At 56.8% G+C, this 17,809-nt stretch carries 14 protein-coding genes and 1 tRNA gene; all 15 read left to right on the top strand.

Features of this window, described 5'->3' with window-relative positions; genetic code table 11:
• The first annotated feature begins 72 nt into the window (after positions 1–72).
• The 15 genes from ACJU26_RS11995 to purL all read left to right on the top strand — a co-directional run bounded on the left by ACJU26_RS11995 (position 73) and on the right by purL (position 17,503).
• Positions 73–1,503 carry a TolC family protein gene (locus ACJU26_RS11995; protein WP_414039872.1) on the top strand — a complete coding sequence of 477 codons (1,431 nt, stop codon included), beginning with the start codon at positions 73–75 and terminating at the stop codon, positions 1,501–1,503.
• Positions 1,500–2,579 carry an efflux RND transporter periplasmic adaptor subunit gene (locus ACJU26_RS11990; RefSeq protein ID WP_414039871.1) on the top strand — a complete coding sequence of 360 codons (1,080 nt, stop codon included), beginning with the start codon at positions 1,500–1,502 and terminating at the stop codon, positions 2,577–2,579. Before ACJU26_RS11995 ends, ACJU26_RS11990 begins: the two co-directional genes overlap by 4 nt.
• Positions 2,572–5,883: an efflux RND transporter permease subunit gene (locus ACJU26_RS11985; RefSeq protein WP_414039870.1), complete on the top strand. Its 3,312-nt coding sequence runs from the start codon at positions 2,572–2,574 to the stop codon at positions 5,881–5,883. Before ACJU26_RS11990 ends, ACJU26_RS11985 begins: the two co-directional genes overlap by 8 nt.
• On the top strand, positions 5,880–6,101 hold the full coding sequence (locus ACJU26_RS11980; RefSeq protein ID WP_414039869.1) for a DUF2892 domain-containing protein: 222 nt from the start codon (positions 5,880–5,882) through the stop codon (positions 6,099–6,101). The genes ACJU26_RS11985 and ACJU26_RS11980 overlap by 4 nt, the downstream gene beginning before the upstream one ends.
• Positions 6,102–6,104: 3 nt before the next feature.
• Positions 6,105–6,530, top strand: coding sequence for a rhodanese-like domain-containing protein (locus ACJU26_RS11975; protein ID WP_414039868.1), 426 nt, complete (start codon positions 6,105–6,107; stop codon positions 6,528–6,530).
• Positions 6,527–6,820 carry a glutaredoxin 3 gene (grxC, locus tag ACJU26_RS11970; RefSeq protein WP_414039867.1) on the top strand — a complete coding sequence of 98 codons (294 nt, stop codon included), beginning with the start codon at positions 6,527–6,529 and terminating at the stop codon, positions 6,818–6,820. Before ACJU26_RS11975 ends, grxC begins: the two co-directional genes overlap by 4 nt.
• Before the next feature lie 24 nt (positions 6,821–6,844).
• Positions 6,845–7,279 (top strand): thioredoxin TrxC, encoded by a 435-nt coding sequence (gene trxC / locus ACJU26_RS11965; RefSeq protein ID WP_414039866.1) that lies wholly within the window; start codon positions 6,845–6,847, stop codon positions 7,277–7,279.
• A gap of 115 nt (positions 7,280–7,394) precedes the next feature.
• Positions 7,395–8,381, top strand: coding sequence for an N-acetylmuramoyl-L-alanine amidase (locus ACJU26_RS11960; protein ID WP_414039865.1), 987 nt, complete (start codon positions 7,395–7,397; stop codon positions 8,379–8,381).
• Positions 8,382–8,449: 68 nt separating this feature from the next.
• The gene (gene trhA, locus ACJU26_RS11955) at positions 8,450–9,097 is read left to right on the top strand and encodes a PAQR family membrane homeostasis protein TrhA (RefSeq protein ID WP_414039864.1); all 648 of its coding nucleotides are present in this window, start codon (positions 8,450–8,452) and stop codon (positions 9,095–9,097) included.
• A gap of 48 nt (positions 9,098–9,145) precedes the next feature.
• Positions 9,146–9,221, top strand: a tRNA-Glu gene (locus ACJU26_RS11950).
• Between the two features lie 313 nt (positions 9,222–9,534).
• A complete protein-coding gene (dapA, locus tag ACJU26_RS11945) occupies positions 9,535–10,410 on the top strand; it encodes a 4-hydroxy-tetrahydrodipicolinate synthase (protein WP_414039863.1) in 876 nt (291 codons plus the stop codon).
• 37 nt (positions 10,411–10,447) lie between these two features.
• Positions 10,448–11,572 carry an outer membrane protein assembly factor BamC gene (gene bamC / locus ACJU26_RS11940; RefSeq protein ID WP_414039862.1) on the top strand — a complete coding sequence of 375 codons (1,125 nt, stop codon included), beginning with the start codon at positions 10,448–10,450 and terminating at the stop codon, positions 11,570–11,572.
• Entirely contained in the window at positions 11,569–12,876 is a 1,308-nt protein-coding gene (gene purB, locus ACJU26_RS11935) for an adenylosuccinate lyase (RefSeq protein ID WP_414039861.1), read from the top strand. The genes bamC and purB overlap by 4 nt, the downstream gene beginning before the upstream one ends.
• On the top strand, positions 12,873–13,583 hold the full coding sequence (purC, locus tag ACJU26_RS11930) for a phosphoribosylaminoimidazolesuccinocarboxamide synthase (protein WP_414039860.1): 711 nt from the start codon (positions 12,873–12,875) through the stop codon (positions 13,581–13,583). The genes purB and purC overlap by 4 nt, the downstream gene beginning before the upstream one ends.
• A gap of 53 nt (positions 13,584–13,636) precedes the next feature.
• Positions 13,637–17,503 (top strand): phosphoribosylformylglycinamidine synthase, encoded by a 3,867-nt coding sequence (gene purL / locus ACJU26_RS11925; RefSeq protein WP_414039859.1) that lies wholly within the window; start codon positions 13,637–13,639, stop codon positions 17,501–17,503.
• The last annotated feature ends 306 nt before the right edge of the window (positions 17,504–17,809 follow it).

Raw genomic sequence — 17,809 nt, 5'->3', positions numbered from 1 at the left:
ACGCCTATGGAAAACCATGTACACTGTTTTCCTGAACAGAATGGATGTGGCTTTGGGTGGCGGAGATAAAGTATGTTTGAGGGTCCCTGTAAAAAAATCCTGGTGCTTCTGACGACAGCCTTTGTGGGATCACTGATGGCTGCACCCGCAATGGCCCTGGATTTTAACCAGTGTGTGACTTTGGCCCTCAAGCAGAATCCGCGGATTCTCGCTGCCAAGGCGCGGCAAGCGGAAGCGAAAGGTGCCGTGTCTGAGGCGCGGGGCCATTTGCTGCCGAAGTTGAAAGCTTCCTTTTCTGCCATCCAGTCCAATAATGCCCTGACGGTTTTTGGCATGAAGTTGTCTCAGCGCCAGGCTACCTTCAACGATTTTGGGGCCAGCCAGTTCAACCCCAGTAACCCCAACAGTCTGAATCTGGCGCCTGCTGGTCTCGATCATCCGGGTAGCTATCACAATTACGGCACCAAACTGCAGTTGGAAATCCCCATCTGGAATGGGGGCGAAATCTGGGGGCGCCTGAGTCAGGCCCATGCCATGTTGGAAGCCGCCCAAAGCGGTAATATCCTGGCCCGCCAAAAACTGACTTTTGCCGTTCTCCAGGCTTACGACAGTGTCATTGCCGCTGATAGTGCCATTGAGGTGGCCAAAAAAGCGGAAAAGGCCGCGGAATCCTATGTGAAAACCAGCAAGCTGCTCCTCGATAAGGGGGTGCTGGTCAAAAGTGACTGGTTGGCGGCCAAAGTGAATCTGGAAAAAACCCAGCTAGGCCTTCAGGCTGCCGAAAATGATCACGCCAATGCCTTGGAAAACCTGTCCATTTTGATTGGTTGGCCAGAAGGTGAGACCCTTTCCGTAGGAAAGCCCGCGCAACCCGTATTGCCGGATAATCCTCTGACGGATTTGCAGCGCGAGGCCCTCACCGACAACGCCGGAATTCTCGCCCTGCAGCACAAGCTGAAAGCCGCTCAGGATGGTATCCAGGTGGCCCGGGCTGCTTATTTGCCCCATGTAAATGCCATGGCCAATCAGGAATGGAATGGCAGATCTCTGGGGAATGCGGCGCCCTCCTATACCATAGGTGGTGAAGTGACCTGGAATGTACTGGATTTTGCTCGGGGCGGCGGTATGGACCGGGCCCAGGCCGAACGCGAACAGGTGATGGCTACTTTGCAGGAAGCCCAGGATAAATTGCGTTTGCAGGTGGCGGAAGCCTGGCGCAGCGCCCGGGAGGCAGCATTGCGCGTCAAAATGCGTCAGCTGGCGGTGCGGCAAATGGAAGAGTCGCAACGTCTGGTGCGCCTGCGATATGAAAATGGGATCGAAACCATTACCGGACTATTACATGGCCAGGCTGAACTGGATCAATCCCGGGCTGAACTGGTTTCGGCCTATTATGCTGAAGCCGTCCAGCGCGGCGCGTTGCTGCTGGCCATGGGCAAACTGAATCCGCAAGAAATCGTCGACGTGGCCCCGGTGTCCGTCGTGGAAGGAGTGAAACAATGATGATCTGGAAGCGCACCGCACTGGTGTCGATAATGGTGCTGACCAGTGCCGGTCTGGCTGCTTGCAGCAAATCTCCCCCCGAGACCCCGGCCATACATCACCGCGTGAATGCCCCGGTCATGCAGATTGGCGGGAAGAATATGGCGGCCTACAGCCAGATTCCCGGTACGGTGATTGCTGCCCACCAGGTGCAGATCAGTTCCCGACTCAGTGGTTATATTCGCCATCTGGACCTGCGCGAAGGGCAGGCGGTCAAGGCCGGCCAACTGCTCTTTGAGGTGGACCCGACTGTTGTGCAGGCTCAGGTGCAACAGGCCCAGGCTGGTCTGACCGAAGCCCAATCCAGTCTCAGCGATGCCCGTTCCAATTATGAGCGTTTCAAGGCGCTCTACGCCCAGCAGGCGATTCCTGAAAAACAGTGGGATCAGGTGAAATCCGCTTACGCCATGGCACAGGCGCGTGCTGCTGCTGCCCGTGCAGGTATTGCCAGTGCCCAAGCCCAGATGCGTTATGCCCAGGTGACCGCGCCTTTTTCCGGGATCATCATCAACAAACAAGCGCAAAATGGGGATATGGCCTCGCCGGGACAACCCGTGCTGACCCTTGCCAATACCAGCCGGCTGGAAGTGCGTTTTGCTGCAGGAAGTGCCTTATTCCGAAGCCTAAAAATGGGCCAGACCGTGGATGTGGTGGCTGAGGGGCGACGGATACCCACAACGGTACTGGATTTGGTGAGTGCAGCGGATGCCATGACCCATGCCCACACCGTCAAGCTGAGTTTGCCCGCAGACAGTCATCTGCACGCAGGGAATTATGTGACGGTCGAGGCGCCGCTGGCGGCTCGTCAGGTGATTACGGTTCCGGCCAGCGCCTTGCAGGATCGCGCCGGAATCCCGGGGGTTTTCGTGGTGGATGCCCACGGTATTGCCCACTACCGCATGGTACGCAGGGGCCCGGAAACACCGCATGGTGTGGAAATCCTTTCCGGCTTGAGCGCGGGTGAAAGAGTGGTGACCGGCAATCTTGCCGCAGTGAATAATGGCGATCAGATCAATGCCGGGGCAGCCCATGGCTGATCAGCCGCAAAAGATGAATCTGGCTGGCCGTCTGGCCCAGTCTTTCTATCAATCCAAAATTACGGTACTCATCATGATTGCCATTGCCCTTTTCGGGCTTTTGGCGGTGATGGTGACTCCCCGGCTGTATAACCCCGAAATTGTGGTTCCGGCGGCGGAAATCTTTGTCATGCGTCCCGGCTCCAACAGTGAGGAAATCCACAATCTGGTCATCCGTCCTCTGGAAGCTCTGATGGCTTCCCTGCCTGGGGTGCATCATACTTTTGGCTACTCTGTGAATGACATGGGCATTGTCACTGTGGAATTCCAGGTGGGGGCCAATGAAGAAAAAAGCCTGCTGGAGTTGTATAACCAGCTCAGCCGCAATATGGACAAAATGCCGCCAGGTACCGAGCAACCTCTGGTCAAGTCCATAGGGATCAATGACGTACCCATCATGACGGTGACCTTGAGTGCATCGCATCTGACCCCTTTGGTTCTGCGGCAGATAGGTATTCGGCTGATGGATCAGTTGCAGAATGTACCGGACGTCGCCAATGCCACCCTGATCGGAGGAGCTAGGCAGGCAGTCAATGTATGGCTCAATCCATCCAAGCTCGCCAGTGCCGGCCTCAGTCTGAAAAATATCCAGCAGGCTCTCCAAGGGAACAATGTCATTCTCCCCGGCGGCAATCTGGTGAACGACAATCATGAGATTCCCCTGCGGATCAATGGCGCGGTGGGCTCTGCACAAAGCGTCGGCAATGTGATCATCGGCAGTCATGATGGCCAACCCATTTTCCTGAAAAATGTGGCTCGCATCGAGGAAGGCCCGGCAGAAAGCAATACGGCTGTCTTTACTACCGCAGGGCCAGCTAACCGGATGCACCTACCGGCTGGAACAAACATGTCGGCAGTGACCATTGCCCTGGCCAAACGTCCAGGTACCAATGCGGTCACGGTAGCGGATGCCATCAAGGACAAGCTGGGACGTCTGGAGCGGGAAGCCCTGCCTCAGGGAGTCCATGTGTCCATAACCCGAGACTATGGTGCCCGTGCCGATGATGCCGTGAGTACCTTGTTTGAGCATCTCAGTATCGCTATCGGGGTAGTAGCCATCATTCTGCTGATTTTCCTGGGCTGGCGGGAAGCGGGCATCGTTATCTTGACCGTGCCCCTGACTTTGGGAGTGGTGTTGGGAATTGGCTGGTTGCTTGGGCAGACCATCAATCGCATTACTCTTTTCGCCCTGATTTTATCCCTGGGCCTGCTGGTGGATGGTGGCATTGTGGTGATTGAAAACATCCACCGCCATTTGCATGGTTGTGCCAGGGATGACTTTGCCCGCTGCGTGATTCGTGCGACCAATGAAATCGGCAATCCCACCAACATTGCGACCCTGGCGGTCATTCTGGCCTTCGTGCCGATGGCTTTTGTGACCGGCATGATGGGGCCTTTCATGTTGCCGATCCCGATCTTTGTGCCCATCGCCATGATCGCCTCGGTACTTCTGGCCTATACGGTGGTGCCCTGGGGTGCCTATCGTTTTCTGCGCAAAAAAGCGGCGAGAGCCGCTGATGCCCATGCCTCGGCCGGGCATGCCCGGGAGCATGAGGACGTTCCCCAATCCTCCCCGGATGCCTTGCAAAGAGGTTACTTGCGTGTGGTGACGCCACTGCTCAAGTCCTCCAGACGGCGCAACATATTCTTCCTGATTGTGGTGGTGTTGCTGGTGTTGGCCATGTTGATGCCCTTGTGGCAATTTGTCCGTCCTCAGGGAATGAACGGCCCTCTCAGCGCTCTGGGCGTGAACCTGAAAATGCTTCCCGAAGGCAATGTCAGTGATTTCATGATTCAGGTGGACACCCCCGCGGGCACCGCACTGGATACCACGGGGCAGGTGACGGAAGCCGTGGGCAATGTCCTCAGTCACAATCGCTATATTGAAAACTTCCAGACCTATCTGGGGCGATCCGCGCCGGTGGATTTTGCCGGACTGGTGCGTGGTGACATGATGCGTGAAGGCAGTAATTACGCCCAGATCCAGATCAATCTGGTCCCCCGTGATGAACGCCCCATGTCCCATACGGTGGCTGTGGAAGTGTATAAGGCCTTGCGGGTCGTGCGCAGTCGTTTTCCGGGAACCGTCATCAAGATTTTTGAGGTTCCGCCAGGACCCCCGGTGCGCGCCCAGGTCGTCGCCGAGCTCTATGGTCCGAATTACCAGAAGCTGCGGGAATTGGCCGGGACGGTAGAGCAACGTTTCCGCAAGGTTTACGATATGATCAATGTGGATGACTCGGTAACGGCTACCGTTCCCGAGTACCGGATTCATGTGGACCGGCAAAAGGCCATGCTTGCCGGCGTAGTCCCGGCACAAGTCGCCGAACTGGTGCATGATTACATTGCGGGTACCAAACTGGGTGCCCTGCACGATCCTTCCGCCCGGGAACCGGTAGATATTATCCTGCGGGTTCCTCCCCAGGACCGCGCCTGGCGGCAGCAGATTCTGGATCTCCATATCCGCAACAGCCAGGGTCAACAGGTGGCCCTGTCGAGTATCGTACAAATCCAGAAAACCACTCTGGCGAAACCGATTGATGACCGGGACCAACATCCAGTGGTGTATGTGACCGGAGATCTGATTGGTTCGAGCCCGGTTTATGCCGTCCTGACCCTGAATCACTGGCTGGATGGTCAGCATCTGGATGGTGTCCATCTGAGCACTGGTAATCTGGGTTTTACTCCCGCTCAACCCGACGATATTACCCATTACCAGATTCTCTGGGGGGGGGATATGCGTCTGACTCTGGATGTGTTCCGTGATTTGGGTACCGCTTTTATTGTGGCTCTGGTGTTTATTTATCTGATGCTGGTGGCCTACTACCAGTCTTTCATGATGCCGGTGATTGTCATGGGTGCGATTCCCATGACCTTGATTGGCGTTTTTCCCGGTCACTGGCTGCTCAATACGCCTTTCAATGCCACTTCAATGATCGGAGTGATAGCCCTGGCCGGCGTGGTGGTGCGTAACTCGCTGTTGTTGATTGACTTTATCATTGATTACCGCCGCCAGGGCTTTGGGCTTGAAGAAGCGGTGTTGCAGGCAGGGGCAGTACGTTTTCGCCCGATTTTGCTGACGGCACTGGCCATCATGTTTGGCTCGGCCATCATGGTCACTGACCCTGTATTTGGCGGCCTGGCCGTTTCCTTGATTTTTGGCACCTTCGCCTCCACACTCCTAACATTGGTGGTGATTCCGCTGCTGTACTTTTTATGGCAGCGGCGTCTTGAAGAGCAGACGCAGAGGATTGTACAAAAATGAATACAGAACGTTGGGTAAGGGTGGTCGCCGGTCTTTTTGTCCTGGTGAGTGTGGTACTGGGCGCACCGGCCAGTCCCATATTTGTCAGTGAGTGGATCCTGGTATTTACGCTTTTCGTCGGACTCAACTTGCTGCAAAGTGGTTTTACCTGTTTCTGCCCTCTGGAGCGTATCTTGTTGAAACTGGGTGTGCCCGGTTCAGGAGCCTGTGGGCGATAAGTCATGGAAGCTAAAATTCTCACTTTTGTTCAGGCACAATGGCCGCTTTTGCTGGCCGCAGTGGCTTTGGTTATCATGATTTTCAAAGGCCCCCTGACGCGTAAGGCGGCAGGCATCAGCGAGGTGGACCCCAAGACCGCCGTGCAGCTCATCAATCATGAAGAAGCCGTGGTGATTGATGTGCGTGAACAAAATGAATGGGCGAAGGGGCATCTCCCCGGCGCACGGCACATACCTCTCGGGGATTTGTCCAAGTACATGAAAGATCTTGAGAAACATCGCGGTCATCATGTTATTTGTCAGTGCGCCAGTGGGATGCGTTCGGCCCGGGCGGCAGCCAGTCTGAAAAAGGCCGGTTTTGATAAAATATACAGTCTCAAGGGTGGTATCAGTGCTTGGCGGAGTGCCGGTTTACCGGTCGAAAAATGAAAATTGCTGCCAATGTGTTGATGTACGTTACGGGAACCTGTCCTTACTGTCACCGGGCGGAAGCTTTGCTGCGTAGTAAGGGCGTCAATCCGCAAATCATCCGGGTGGATCACAACCCGGCCTTGCGCCGGGAAATGCAGGAGCGTGCCCACGGACGGCGCACGGTACCGCAGATTTTCATCAATGGTCAGCATGTGGGCGGTTCTGATGATCTGGCTGTCTTGAATCATCGCGGGGCGCTGGATCCACTTTTGCAGGTTGCGCCTCGGGATGAGCTGCAAGAGCGGTGACTTGGGCGAAAATGGGAGGAGAATATGACAGCGTTGATGGTGGTGTGTCCTTCTTGTGGAGGGCTGAATCGTGTTCCTCGAGAACGCTTGGGGGATAATGCCAAATGCGGCAAGTGCCATGCCGAAATTTTTCCGGACCATCCCGTCAACCTGGATGCTGCGCACTTCAGCACTTACACCCAGAAAAATGAGCTGCCTGTACTGGTGGATTTTTGGGCTCCCTGGTGTGGTCCTTGTCGAAGTATGGCACCCCAGTTTGAACAGGCCGCCCGCGCATTGCGTGGCCGTGTGCTGTTTGCCAAGGTGAATACGGAAGAAGAACAGTCTTTGGGCGCTCGTTTCCAGATCCGCTCCATACCCAGCATGTTGCTGTTCAAAAACGGCAAAGAACAAGCGCGCGTCAGTGGTGCCATGGGTGCTGCAGATATTCAGCGCTGGCTCGGCGCTCAGGGAGTCTAGTCCAGAATCTGTACAGAGAATCCGGATGCGCCCGGCCGCCTGTCTTGACTTCCTTTGAATAAACAGTAAATTACCCCTAATAACTGATGATTTCAAAATAGGTGGGGAGCGTGCTGTGCATGATTCATCTGGTGCTTACGCTAATCGACGCCAATTTCTTCAGCAATTAGCTCTGGGTGGAGCCCTGCTGGGAACCTGGAAAATGGCGGATGCCGGTAGGGTTGCACGCGTCTTTCCACCTGAACGTCCCATCGTGGTTTGTTTGGATCCCGGTCATGGGGGCCATGATCCTGGTGCTGTGGGCGTGCACGGTACCCGGGAAAAGGATGTCGTCCTCGCTGTGGGTCTCATTCTGGCGCAACATCTGCGCAGGACACCAGGGATTCAGGTGCTGATGACCCGGCAGAGCGATCACTATATTCCCCTGCTGTCGCGCATGCATCTAGGTTTACAGCGGCGTGCCGACTTGTTTATTTCCATTCATGCCGACGCTTTTCCTGATCCCGATGTGCGTGGCTCCACGGTCTGGGCTTTATCCGGGAAGGGCGCCAGCAATGCCGCTGCCCGCTGGCTGGCGAAAACGCAAAATGCTGCAGACCCTGTATTGGCCAGGTTGCCTGCAGGTAGACAGGATCCCATGCTCAATGAGGTGTTGATCAATATGACCCAGACGGCCGCCATGAATGCGGCGGCGGCTGCTGCGGATGTGATGATTCGTGGCCTTGCGGAGGTGGAGGGCTTGCATAATGCGGCGGTGCAACATGCCAATTTTGTGGTGTTGCGCGCTCCTGATGTCCCCTCCATGTTGGTGGAGACCGCGTTCATCTCCAATCCGCAGGAAGAGCGGCGTTTGCGTGATCCAGAATTCAGGCAGATTCTGGCGCGGAGTATGCACGATGCCATCGTAGCCCATTTTGTCAAGGCACCGCCAACCGGTAGTTGCTGGTCTTCGGCCAATCATGTTTTGGGACAGCATGAAACCCTCACGGAAGTTGCGCGACTTTATGGCCTCAGTGTGGAAGCGCTGCGCCTCGCCAACAACCTTGCCCATGGCGAAGAGCCAGCAGGAACCCATTTGCGTGTTCCGATCATGGGTGTCTGACTACGGGTGATTGTTCCACCGGCAAGTGGTATAACTAGCAGCACAAGCTCCCGAACAGCAGGTGTACATTGTCGGACCAATCAATAGAAAGAGATCAGACTCGGCTCGAAGAATGGATTAACGGACTTCTGCACGGTGCCGGAGCCATAGGGGCTTTGCTGATATTTATTCTCTGGCTGGTGGGTGCAGCCCTGCACAGCAAGGCTCTGGCCATTGTCAGCATCTCGGTATTTGTGATCACCATTGTGCTTTTATATGGGGCATCCACTATATACCACCTGATGCCCCAGGGGCATGCCAAGCTTTTTTTTCAGTGGGTGGATCGTTCGGCCATTTATCTGTTGATTGCCGGAACCTATACACCCGTAACCCTGATGGTTTTGCATGATGTTTGGGGAATGGTTCTTCTGGTGGCGGAATGGGTGCTGGCCTTGGCAGGCATTTTATTGCTGGTACTGACCGGGAAGCGCTTTTATTCTCTGTCTCTAGCCCTGTATTTAGTGATGGGCTGGTTGGCGGTGTTGGCGGTGTTTCCCTTGTATCGAGCCTCTCCCGGCTGGTTTTTATGGCTATTACTGGGTGGCGGTGCCGCTTATACCGTGGGGGTTGTTTTCTTTTTGTTGGATCGGCGAAAATATTTTCATTCTATCTGGCATGTTTGCGTTATCGCGGGCACGGCGCTGCAATTCTGGGCTATCCTGCAGTTTGCTGGTTGACTGATTATACTTGCCATTATTTGCCAGATCCTTATAATCCCCGACACTGCTCCCATCGTCTAGCGGTCTAGGACACTGGCCTCTCACGTCGGTAACAGGGGTTCGAGCCCCCTTGGGAGCACCAGATTTTTCAGGTGACTTCATAATCATAGCGCCTTCACATCTGGTCGTAGAAAACGTGACAGATCCATCGCCTCAGCCTGCGTCAGCCAATAGACTCTACCTCCTCAATATCCATCAACAGTTTGTTATGGTATGGGGCACCGCTGCAGACCTACCGCTGCCCCTGCGGGGATAATCATTCGTGTTGAAGCGCTCATGGTCATCTGTCAGCGTGTAAGAATCACCGTTTTTAATCCTTTACCTTGCCAGTACCCTATTGGGCAAGTACCATCCCATGCAGTAATGGAATGCGCAAGAGCGGGAGCATAAAAATCATGTTTCACGGCAGTATGGTAGCTTTGGTGACGCCCATGCGCGCAGATGGCGCCGTGGATGATCATGCCTTACGGGATTTGGTAGAGTGGCACATCAGTGAAGGCACCCATGCCCTGGTTGCGGTAGGCACCACCGGTGAGTCTGCCACCCTGGAAATGCAAGAACATGTTGCGGTGATCCGCACGGTGGTGGAACAGGTTCGGGGGCGAGTGCCGGTGATCGCCGGAACCGGCGCCAATGCCACCCACGAAGCCATCAGCCTCACCAAGGCCGCCATGGAAGCCAAGGCGGACGCCGCTCTGCTGGTCTCTCCCTACTACAACAAGCCCACTCAGGAAGGACTTTTTCAGCATTATACGGCCATTGCCGAAGCCTGCCATTTCCCCATGATCCTCTATAATGTGCCGGGCCGGACGGGCGGGGATATTCTGCCGGAAACCGTGGCGCGGCTGGCACCCCGCGCCTGTGTGGTAGGTATCAAGGAAGCCAGCGGCAAGGTCGAGCGGGTGGCGGAAATCCTGCGGCTCTGCGGTGATCAGGTGGAAGTCTATACCGGAGATGATGCCGCAGCCCTTGCGGCCATGTCTCTGGGTGCCAGAGGAGTCATTTCGGTGACGGCCAATGTGGCTCCGCGCCTGATGGCCGAAATGTGTCGACTGGCCCTGGCCGGTGATTTTGTGGCCGCCAGGGCGGTCAATGCCCAGTTGGTGGGACTGCACCGTGATTTATTCGTAGAATCCAATCCGATTCCGGTGAAATGGGCCTTGCAGGAGATGGGACGCTTGGGGCCTGCCTTGCGCCTGCCCCTGACCCCTCTGGCCGAGAGGTATCACGAGCGTCTGCGCAGCAGTCTGCGAGCAGCACGTTGTCTTTGATTTTTGTCGCGCTCTGTCGCGTTTAGTGGAGTTTTGCATGCGCCGTTATGTTGCACTTGCCGTGGTAACCAGTCTGGGTTTGGGGGGGTGTTCGTATATCCCTTTTCTGCACACGAGTACGGGTCCTGACTACGCGGATTCGCAGGTCATGAAACCCCTCGCCGTTCCGCCAGACCTGTTGGCGCAGGTGCCGGCACCCGGCGTGACCATACCGGGCGGGCCTGTCAATCCTGCGGCCGTAGCGGACAACACCAAAGGCGGATATGGTGTTTTTAGGCCCCGCGAAGCGCCGGGACAGCAGCCCATCGAAGAGAAACCCTTGCCCGGTGTGAGATCCCAGATTCTGGGTACCGGTGCTGACCTCAGCCTGAGTATCCATGCCCGGCCCGCACAGATCTGGTCAGCCGTGAAAGCGACCCTGGCAGAAAGCAAGACGCCCATTGAAAAGTTTTCTCCGGAGCAAGGGGAACTGGTGACCGGCTGGCATAATTTCCGGACCGGGATCACGGCCTTTTTTGGCAACAGCCTGGCCCCTTCCTATCGGGAGAGATATGCCTTTCATTTGCAGCCTGGCAGCGATGGTGCCCAGGTGCTGAGCATCCAGCAGGAACGCTACTGGAATAATCCCCAGGGCAGTTCGGTGGAATGGAAGAAGGTTCCCGCCGATGCCGATCATAATCGGGATCTGCTCAAGACTATTCAGAAGCATTTGCAGCAGACCAGCATTCTGGCGGAAATGCCCAAAATCAAGGTTACCCGCTATCGGGACGATCGCGGTCCTTATCTGGTACTCAATGCGGTTCCGCCCAAGGCCCAACCGGCAGTTGAAATGGCCCTGCAGGGTCTGGGGTACCCGGTGCGCAGCGAGGGGCTGGGTAACTGGACGGTGATGGTGCATGAAGGCAGCAAGCAAGCCTCCGAGAAAAAGGGATTTTTTGGCGGTATGTTCAGCCGTGCCTGGAGCAGCATCCAGGATATCTGGAGCAGTCCGAAAGCCCGGGAGCCGGTTTCCGTGCGGGTTCGTTTGCTGGCCATGAAGGACGATGCCGGCAGTGTGCTGGAAACCGAACCGAAAAAGGGTAAAAAGGCTCCGGAAGCAGCCCTGGAAATACTCAACAAATTGCAGACCGCGCTGACCCCCCAGTCGGAGGGTAACGCATGATCGAGCGTTATACCCGTCCTGAAATGGGTGCCTTGTGGACCCAGGACGCCAAATATCAGGCCTGGCTCGACGTTGAACTGGCTGCCTGCCGGGCTTTGGCGTCTCGTGGCGAAATTCCCGCTGACGCCCTGGCGGAAATCGAGGCGAAGGCGGCTTTTGATAGTGCCCGTATTGCCGAAATCGAGCTGGAAGTGAAGCATGATGTCATCGCTTTTTTGACATCGGTGGCTGAGTTTGTCGGGCCTTCCAGCCGCTTCATCCACGTCGGCCTCACATCTTCGGATGTGGTGGATACGGGTTTTGGCCTGCAGCTCAAACGGTCCGGTGAATTGCTCCTGAAGGGTATGGACCGGGTTTGTGCGGCTCTCGAGCATCTCGCCTGGAAATACAAGGATACGGTCATGATGGGCCGTTCCCATGGCATTCATGCCGAGCCCATTACCTTTGGCCTGAAAGTCGCGGTCTGGTATGCCGAAGCCCAACGCAACCATCAGCGCCTGCAGCGCGCCATTGCTGCGGTTTCGGCGGGAATGCTTTCGGGGGCCGTGGGAACTTTTGCCAATATTGATCCGGAAATCGAAGAAGCGGTCTGTCACGAATTGGGCCTCAGTCCGGAACTGGCCAGTACCCAGGTGATCTCCCGGGATCGTCATGCCGAATTTTTCACCACCCTGGCCATCATTGCCGGTTCCATCGAAAAAATCGCGGTGGAAATCCGGCATCTCCAGCGGACGGAAGTTCGGGAAGCCGAAGAGCCCTTTACGGCTGGACAGAAGGGCAGCTCCGCCATGCCCCACAAGCGCAATCCGATTCTTTCCGAAAACCTGACCGGCCTGGCCCGGCTGATGCGCGGCTATGCCGGTATGGCGCTGGAAGATATTGCGCTCTGGCATGAGCGGGATATTTCCCATTCCAGCGTGGAGCGGGTCATTGGCCCCGATGCCTGTATTGTCATGGATTTCATGTTCCATCGGGTCAGCGGCTTGCTGGAGAAGCTGGTGGTGTATCCCCAGAACATGATGGACAATCTGAACCAGACGCACGGCCTGATTTTTTCCCAGCGGGTCTTGCTGGCCTTGACGGCCAGAGGGATGTTGCGCGAAAAAGCCTATCGTGTCGTCCAGCGCAATGCCATGCAGGTCTGGGAAAAGCATGCGGATTTCAAGACGCTTCTGGCTGCCGATCCCGATGTTTCCCAGTATCTGCAGGAGCAAGATCTGGCCGAGCTCTTTGATCTGGCTTACCACACCCGCAATGTTGACCGGATTTTCGCACGGGTATTTCCCAAGGGACGGCCGCAATGACAGATCGGCAGGCATTGTACGAAGGCAAGGCCAAAATCATTTATACCAGCAGCGCGGAAGACGAGCTGATCCTCCATTTCAAGGATGACGCCTCGGCTTTTGATGGGGAAAAAGTCGAGCAACTTGCCCGCAAGGGCGAAGTCAACAATGCTTTCAATGCCTTCGTCATGGAATATCTGCAATCCGAAGGGGTACCGACCCATTTTATCCGGCGTCTGGACGCCCGGGAGAGCCTGGTGCGTCGGCTGGACATGATTCCGGTGGAATGTGTGTTGCGCAATCGTGCGGCGGGTTCTTTGACGAAACGCCTGGGCATTGAAGAGGGGCGGGTGCTGGAACCGCCGATCCTGGAGTTTTTCCTGAAGAATGATGCCCTGCATGACCCCATGATCAACACCTCCCATATTCGCACCTTTGGCTGGGCCAGTGCCGAAGAGGTGGAAGCCATGCGCCGTTGGACCGTGCGCGTGAACACCCTGCTGAAGGCCCTGTTTGCCAAGGCGGATTTGATCCTGGTGGATTTCAAGCTGGAATTCGGGCGTTATCAGGGTGAATTATATCTGGGCGATGAATTCAGCCCTGATGGCTGCCGGCTCTGGGATGCCCACAGCCTGGAAAAAATGGACAAGGATCGCTTCCGCCGGAATCTGGGGGGGGTGGTGGAGGCTTACCTGGAAGTGGCGCAACGCCTGGGCGTGCCCCTGTAGCTGAGCCAAGCAAACTGGATCCTGCCGGATTTCTTGAACGAGGACACACATTCATGCTGCTGCTGCGCGGCTCTGCGGCCCTTTCTGCCTTTCGTCTGCAACATCTGCTCGCCCGCCTGCAGGAAGCCCATCTTCCGGTGCGTTCGCTCCATGCCCGTTTTGTGCATCTGCTCGACCTGAGTGAAGCCCTCAAAGTCGAAGAAGTAGAGATTGTCTCTGCCTTGTTGCGCTATGGAGAGCCTTTTGTCGCGGCCAATCATGCGGGTATCCAGGAAATTTGCGTGCTGCCGCGTCTGGGTACCATTTCTCCCTGGTCGACCAAGGCCAGCGAAATCATGGGGCACTGTGGGCTCAGCAGCGTGCGCCGGGTGGAGCGGGGTGTATCCTACACGCTGACGCGTACTGACGGAGCAGGCTTCAGTGCCGCAGAATTGGCACAAATCCGCCAGCATCTTCACGACCCCATGACCGAATCCGTGCTGCCGGACTGGGAGGCGGCCGAGGCCATATTCACCCACCGGGAACCGGCGCATTTGCGCCGCGTGCCCCTCCAGACCGAGGGGCTGAGCGCCTTGCTGGCCGTCAATCGCGACATGGGCCTGGCTTTGTCCCCGGCGGAGCTGGAGTATTTGCGCAAGTACTTTGCCGATCTCGGCAGGGATCCCAGTGACGCAGAGCTGATGATGTTTGCCCAGGCCAATTCCGAACATTGCCGCCACAAGGTATTCAATGCCCGCTACCGCCTCGATGGCGAGCCCCAGGCCCAGAGTCTGTTTGGCATGATTCGCGAAACCCATCGTTTGCACCCCCAGGGAACCCTGTCGGCATACAAGGATAACGCAGCGGTCATGGCCGGCACCGCGGTCAGTCAGCCCTTCGCCGCAGACCCTGATGGTCATTATCGTGTCATCCAGGAAAACACCGCCATCCTGATGAAAGTGGAAACCCATAATCATCCTACCGCCATATCGCCTTTTCCGGGGGCGGCGACCGGCAGTGGCGGCGAAATCCGCGATGAAGGAGCAACTGGACGAGGCGGCAAGCCCAAGGCCGGGCTGACGGGTTTTTCGGTATCCCATCTGCGTATTCCGGGTTATATCCAGTCCTGGGAAAGACGGGATTATGGCAAACCCGCACGCATCCGCTCGGCGCTGGAAATCATGCGTGACGCCCCCCTGGGCGCGGCGGCTTTCAACAATGAATTTGGCCGCCCCGCCATTGCCGGTTATTTCCGGGTATTTGAATGTGACCAGGATGGCCTGCATCGGGGCTATCACAAGCCGATCATGCTGGCTGGCGGTATGGGACAGATTCGTCCGCAACTGGTGGAGAAAAAGCCCTTGCCGGTGGGCGCGAAAGTGTTGGTCATCGGCGGACCAGCCATGCTCATCGGCCTTGGCGGTGGTGCCGCCTCCAGTGTCGCCAGTGGCGCCGGTGACGAACAACTGGACTTTGCCTCGGTGCAGCGTGGCAACCCGGAAATGCAACGCCGCGCCCAGGAAGTGATCGAGCGCTGCATTGCCCTGGGTACGGATTCCCCGATTCTCTCCATTCACGATGTGGGGGCCGGGGGATTGTCCAATGCCATTCCGGAATTGCTGCATGATGGTGGCCGGGGAGGGCGCCTGCAGTTGCGGGCGATACCCAATGAAGAACCCGCCATGTCGCCCATGCAGATCTGGAGTAATGAAGCCCAGGAACGTTATGTGCTGGCGGTGACGGCCGCCGATCTGCCGCGCTTCGAAGCCATCTGTCAGCGTGAACATTGTCCCTATGCCGTCCTTGGAGAGGCCGTAGAGGAAGACATTCTCCTCTTGGAAGATAATCTGCTTCAGGATCCCCCGGTGGAGATGGCCCTCAGCGCACTGCTGGGCTGCCCGCCGAAAATGGAAAGAGACAGCCGGCATCGCCCGGTACACCCTCGGGCGCTGGATTTATCCAAAGCCTCTCTGCGCGATGCTGCCTATGGGGTATTACGCCATCCATCCGTGGCCAGCAAGGAATTCCTGATCACCATTGGGGATCGCAGCGTTGGCGGATTGATCCACCGCGATCAGATGGTCGGTCCCTGGCAGGTCCCAGTGGCCGATTGTGGGGTGACAGCGGCAGATTTCTGGAACACCCATGGTGAGGCCATGGCCATTGGTGAAAGAGCCCCGGTGGCGGTGCTGAATCCTGCGGCCAGTGCGCGTCTGGCCATCGCCGAAGCCCTCACCAATCTCTGGGCGGCAGACGTGCGGGCTCTGGACCATATCAAGCTCTCGGCCAACTGGATGGCGGCCGCTGATCATCCCGGTGAGGACGCCGCCCTTTTTGACGCCGTCAAAGTGGCCGCACTGGAGATCTGCCCCGCTCTGGATCTGGCCATTCCCGTGGGCAAGGATTCTTTGTCCATGCGGACGGTCTGGCAGGAAGCCGGTCAGGAGAAAATGGTGGTATCGCCCCTGTCCCTGGTCATCTCGGCTTTTGCGCCGGTGCATGACCTCCATAAGACCTGGACCCCACAATGGTCGGCCCAGGCAAATACCACATTATGGTTGGTGGACCTGGGGCAAGGGCGTTTGGGTGCCTCCATTCTCGCCCAGACCCTGGAGCAGATGGGGGCGGAAACGGCTGATCTGGACCAGCCCGCATTGCTCCGCAAATTGTTCATGGCCCTCTGTCGCTTACGGGAAGAAAATCTGGTGCTGGCCTATCATGACCGCGCTGATGGCGGGCTCTGGGCCACCCTCTGTGAAATGTCCTTTGCCAGTCGCTGTGGCGCAGAGATTCAACTGCCTGCCGACACGGATATCTGGTCTTTCCTGTTTGCCGAAGAACCCGGCGTATTGCTTCAGGTGGGGCAGGCGGATCAGGAAGCCGCGCACCGCATTTTTGCTGAAGCTGGATTGGGGGCGGAAGCACAGTGTATTGGCGTAGTACGTCCAAGTAAGTGGCAACTGCGGGTGATGCAGGACGAAGAGACCTTGCTGGACGAAGCAGTGGCAGATTTGCTTCGGGCCTGGGCCGAAAACAGTTACCGGATGGCGGCCCTGCGTGACGATCCGCATTGCGCCGAAGAAGCTTTTGCGGCGGTAACGGCAACGGCGGCGCCGCTTTTTGCGCGGGTGCCCTTCACCCCCCAGGCCCCCATGATCCAGCAGGGAATACCGCCCAAGGTTGCCATCCTGCGTGAGCAGGGCGTCAATGGTCAGGTCGAGATGGCTGCTGCCTTTCACCGCGCCGGTTTCGCGGCCATCGACGTCCATATGAGTGATCTGCTCCAGGGACGTTACCATCTCAAGGATTTTCAGGCGCTCGCAGCCTGCGGCGGTTTTTCCTATGGAGACGTGCTGGGTGCTGGCGCGGGCTGGGCCAAGTCCATACTGTATCATCCCTTGTTGCGGGATCAGTTTGCCGCCTTTTTTGCCGATACATCGCGTCTGGCGCTGGGTGTCTGTAATGGCTGCCAGATGATGGCCGAATTACGGGAGATCATTCCCGGAGCTGCGCACTGGCCATTGTTTACCCGCAACCGCTCGGAGCAGTTTGAAGCCAGATTGGCCATGGTGGAGGTGCTCGATTCGCCCTCTTTATGGTTCGCGGGGATGGCCGGCACCTATGCGCCCATTGTGATCGCCCATGGGGAAGGGCGTGCCCGGTTCGACCATATTCCCGGAGAAAAGGTTCCTCCGGCGCCCGTCATCCTGCGTTATGTAGACGCCCATGGGCAGGTGGCACATCGTTATCCGGCCAATCCCAACGGTTCGCCGGATGGCGTCACCGGGCTCTGCAATGCCGATGGCCGCATTGCCATTTTGATGCCCCATCCCGAACGGGTGGTGCGCAGCCTGCAGATGAGCTGGGCGCCGGAAGATGGGGGTGAGTTCACTCCGTGGATGCAGATTTTCACCAATGCCCGCAAAGCCATAGTCTCCTGATTTTTGGCTGAATATCTCGCAGTGTCGATATCCATCGCCAATATCCTTGATGAGTCCGCCCATGATCCTGCAAAACCGGCTGCGGGAAATAATGAGTTTTTTGGCCGCTTCGATTTGTGTCCGTCCTTTCCGAGCAACCGCCTTTCCAATGGGTTCCATTTGACAGGAAAACATGCTTCAAATTTTCCCCATAAACGTCATTTTTTCCAAGGACATTGAATGACAAACAGCAGGAGACGCTCGCGCAGAGCAATACAATATTATAATGTAGTTATTTGCCGTCATTATTGGCTTTTTGTTGCTTAT

Source organism: Acidithiobacillus sp. M4-SHS-6 (genome assembly GCF_047421495.1).
GTDB lineage: Bacteria > Pseudomonadota > Gammaproteobacteria > Acidithiobacillales > Acidithiobacillaceae > Acidithiobacillus.
This window is presented reverse-complemented; position numbering and strand designations above follow the sequence as displayed.

Coding starts and splice junctions, on each gene's coding strand:
- ACJU26_RS11995 (WP_414039872.1), top strand. CDS start 73: ATGTTTGAGGGTCCCTGTAAAAAAATCCTGGTGCTTCTGACGACAGCC.
- ACJU26_RS11990 (WP_414039871.1), top strand. CDS start 1,500: ATGATGATCTGGAAGCGCACCGCACTGGTGTCGATAATGGTGCTGACC.
- ACJU26_RS11985 (WP_414039870.1), top strand. CDS start 2,572: ATGGCTGATCAGCCGCAAAAGATGAATCTGGCTGGCCGTCTGGCCCAG.
- ACJU26_RS11980 (WP_414039869.1), top strand. CDS start 5,880: ATGAATACAGAACGTTGGGTAAGGGTGGTCGCCGGTCTTTTTGTCCTG.
- ACJU26_RS11975 (WP_414039868.1), top strand. CDS start 6,105: ATGGAAGCTAAAATTCTCACTTTTGTTCAGGCACAATGGCCGCTTTTG.
- grxC (WP_414039867.1), top strand. CDS start 6,527: ATGAAAATTGCTGCCAATGTGTTGATGTACGTTACGGGAACCTGTCCT.
- trxC (WP_414039866.1), top strand. CDS start 6,845: ATGACAGCGTTGATGGTGGTGTGTCCTTCTTGTGGAGGGCTGAATCGT.
- dapA (WP_414039863.1), top strand. CDS start 9,535: ATGTTTCACGGCAGTATGGTAGCTTTGGTGACGCCCATGCGCGCAGAT.
- bamC (WP_414039862.1), top strand. CDS start 10,448: ATGCGCCGTTATGTTGCACTTGCCGTGGTAACCAGTCTGGGTTTGGGG.
- purB (WP_414039861.1), top strand. CDS start 11,569: ATGATCGAGCGTTATACCCGTCCTGAAATGGGTGCCTTGTGGACCCAG.
- purC (WP_414039860.1), top strand. CDS start 12,873: ATGACAGATCGGCAGGCATTGTACGAAGGCAAGGCCAAAATCATTTAT.
- purL (WP_414039859.1), top strand. CDS start 13,637: ATGCTGCTGCTGCGCGGCTCTGCGGCCCTTTCTGCCTTTCGTCTGCAA.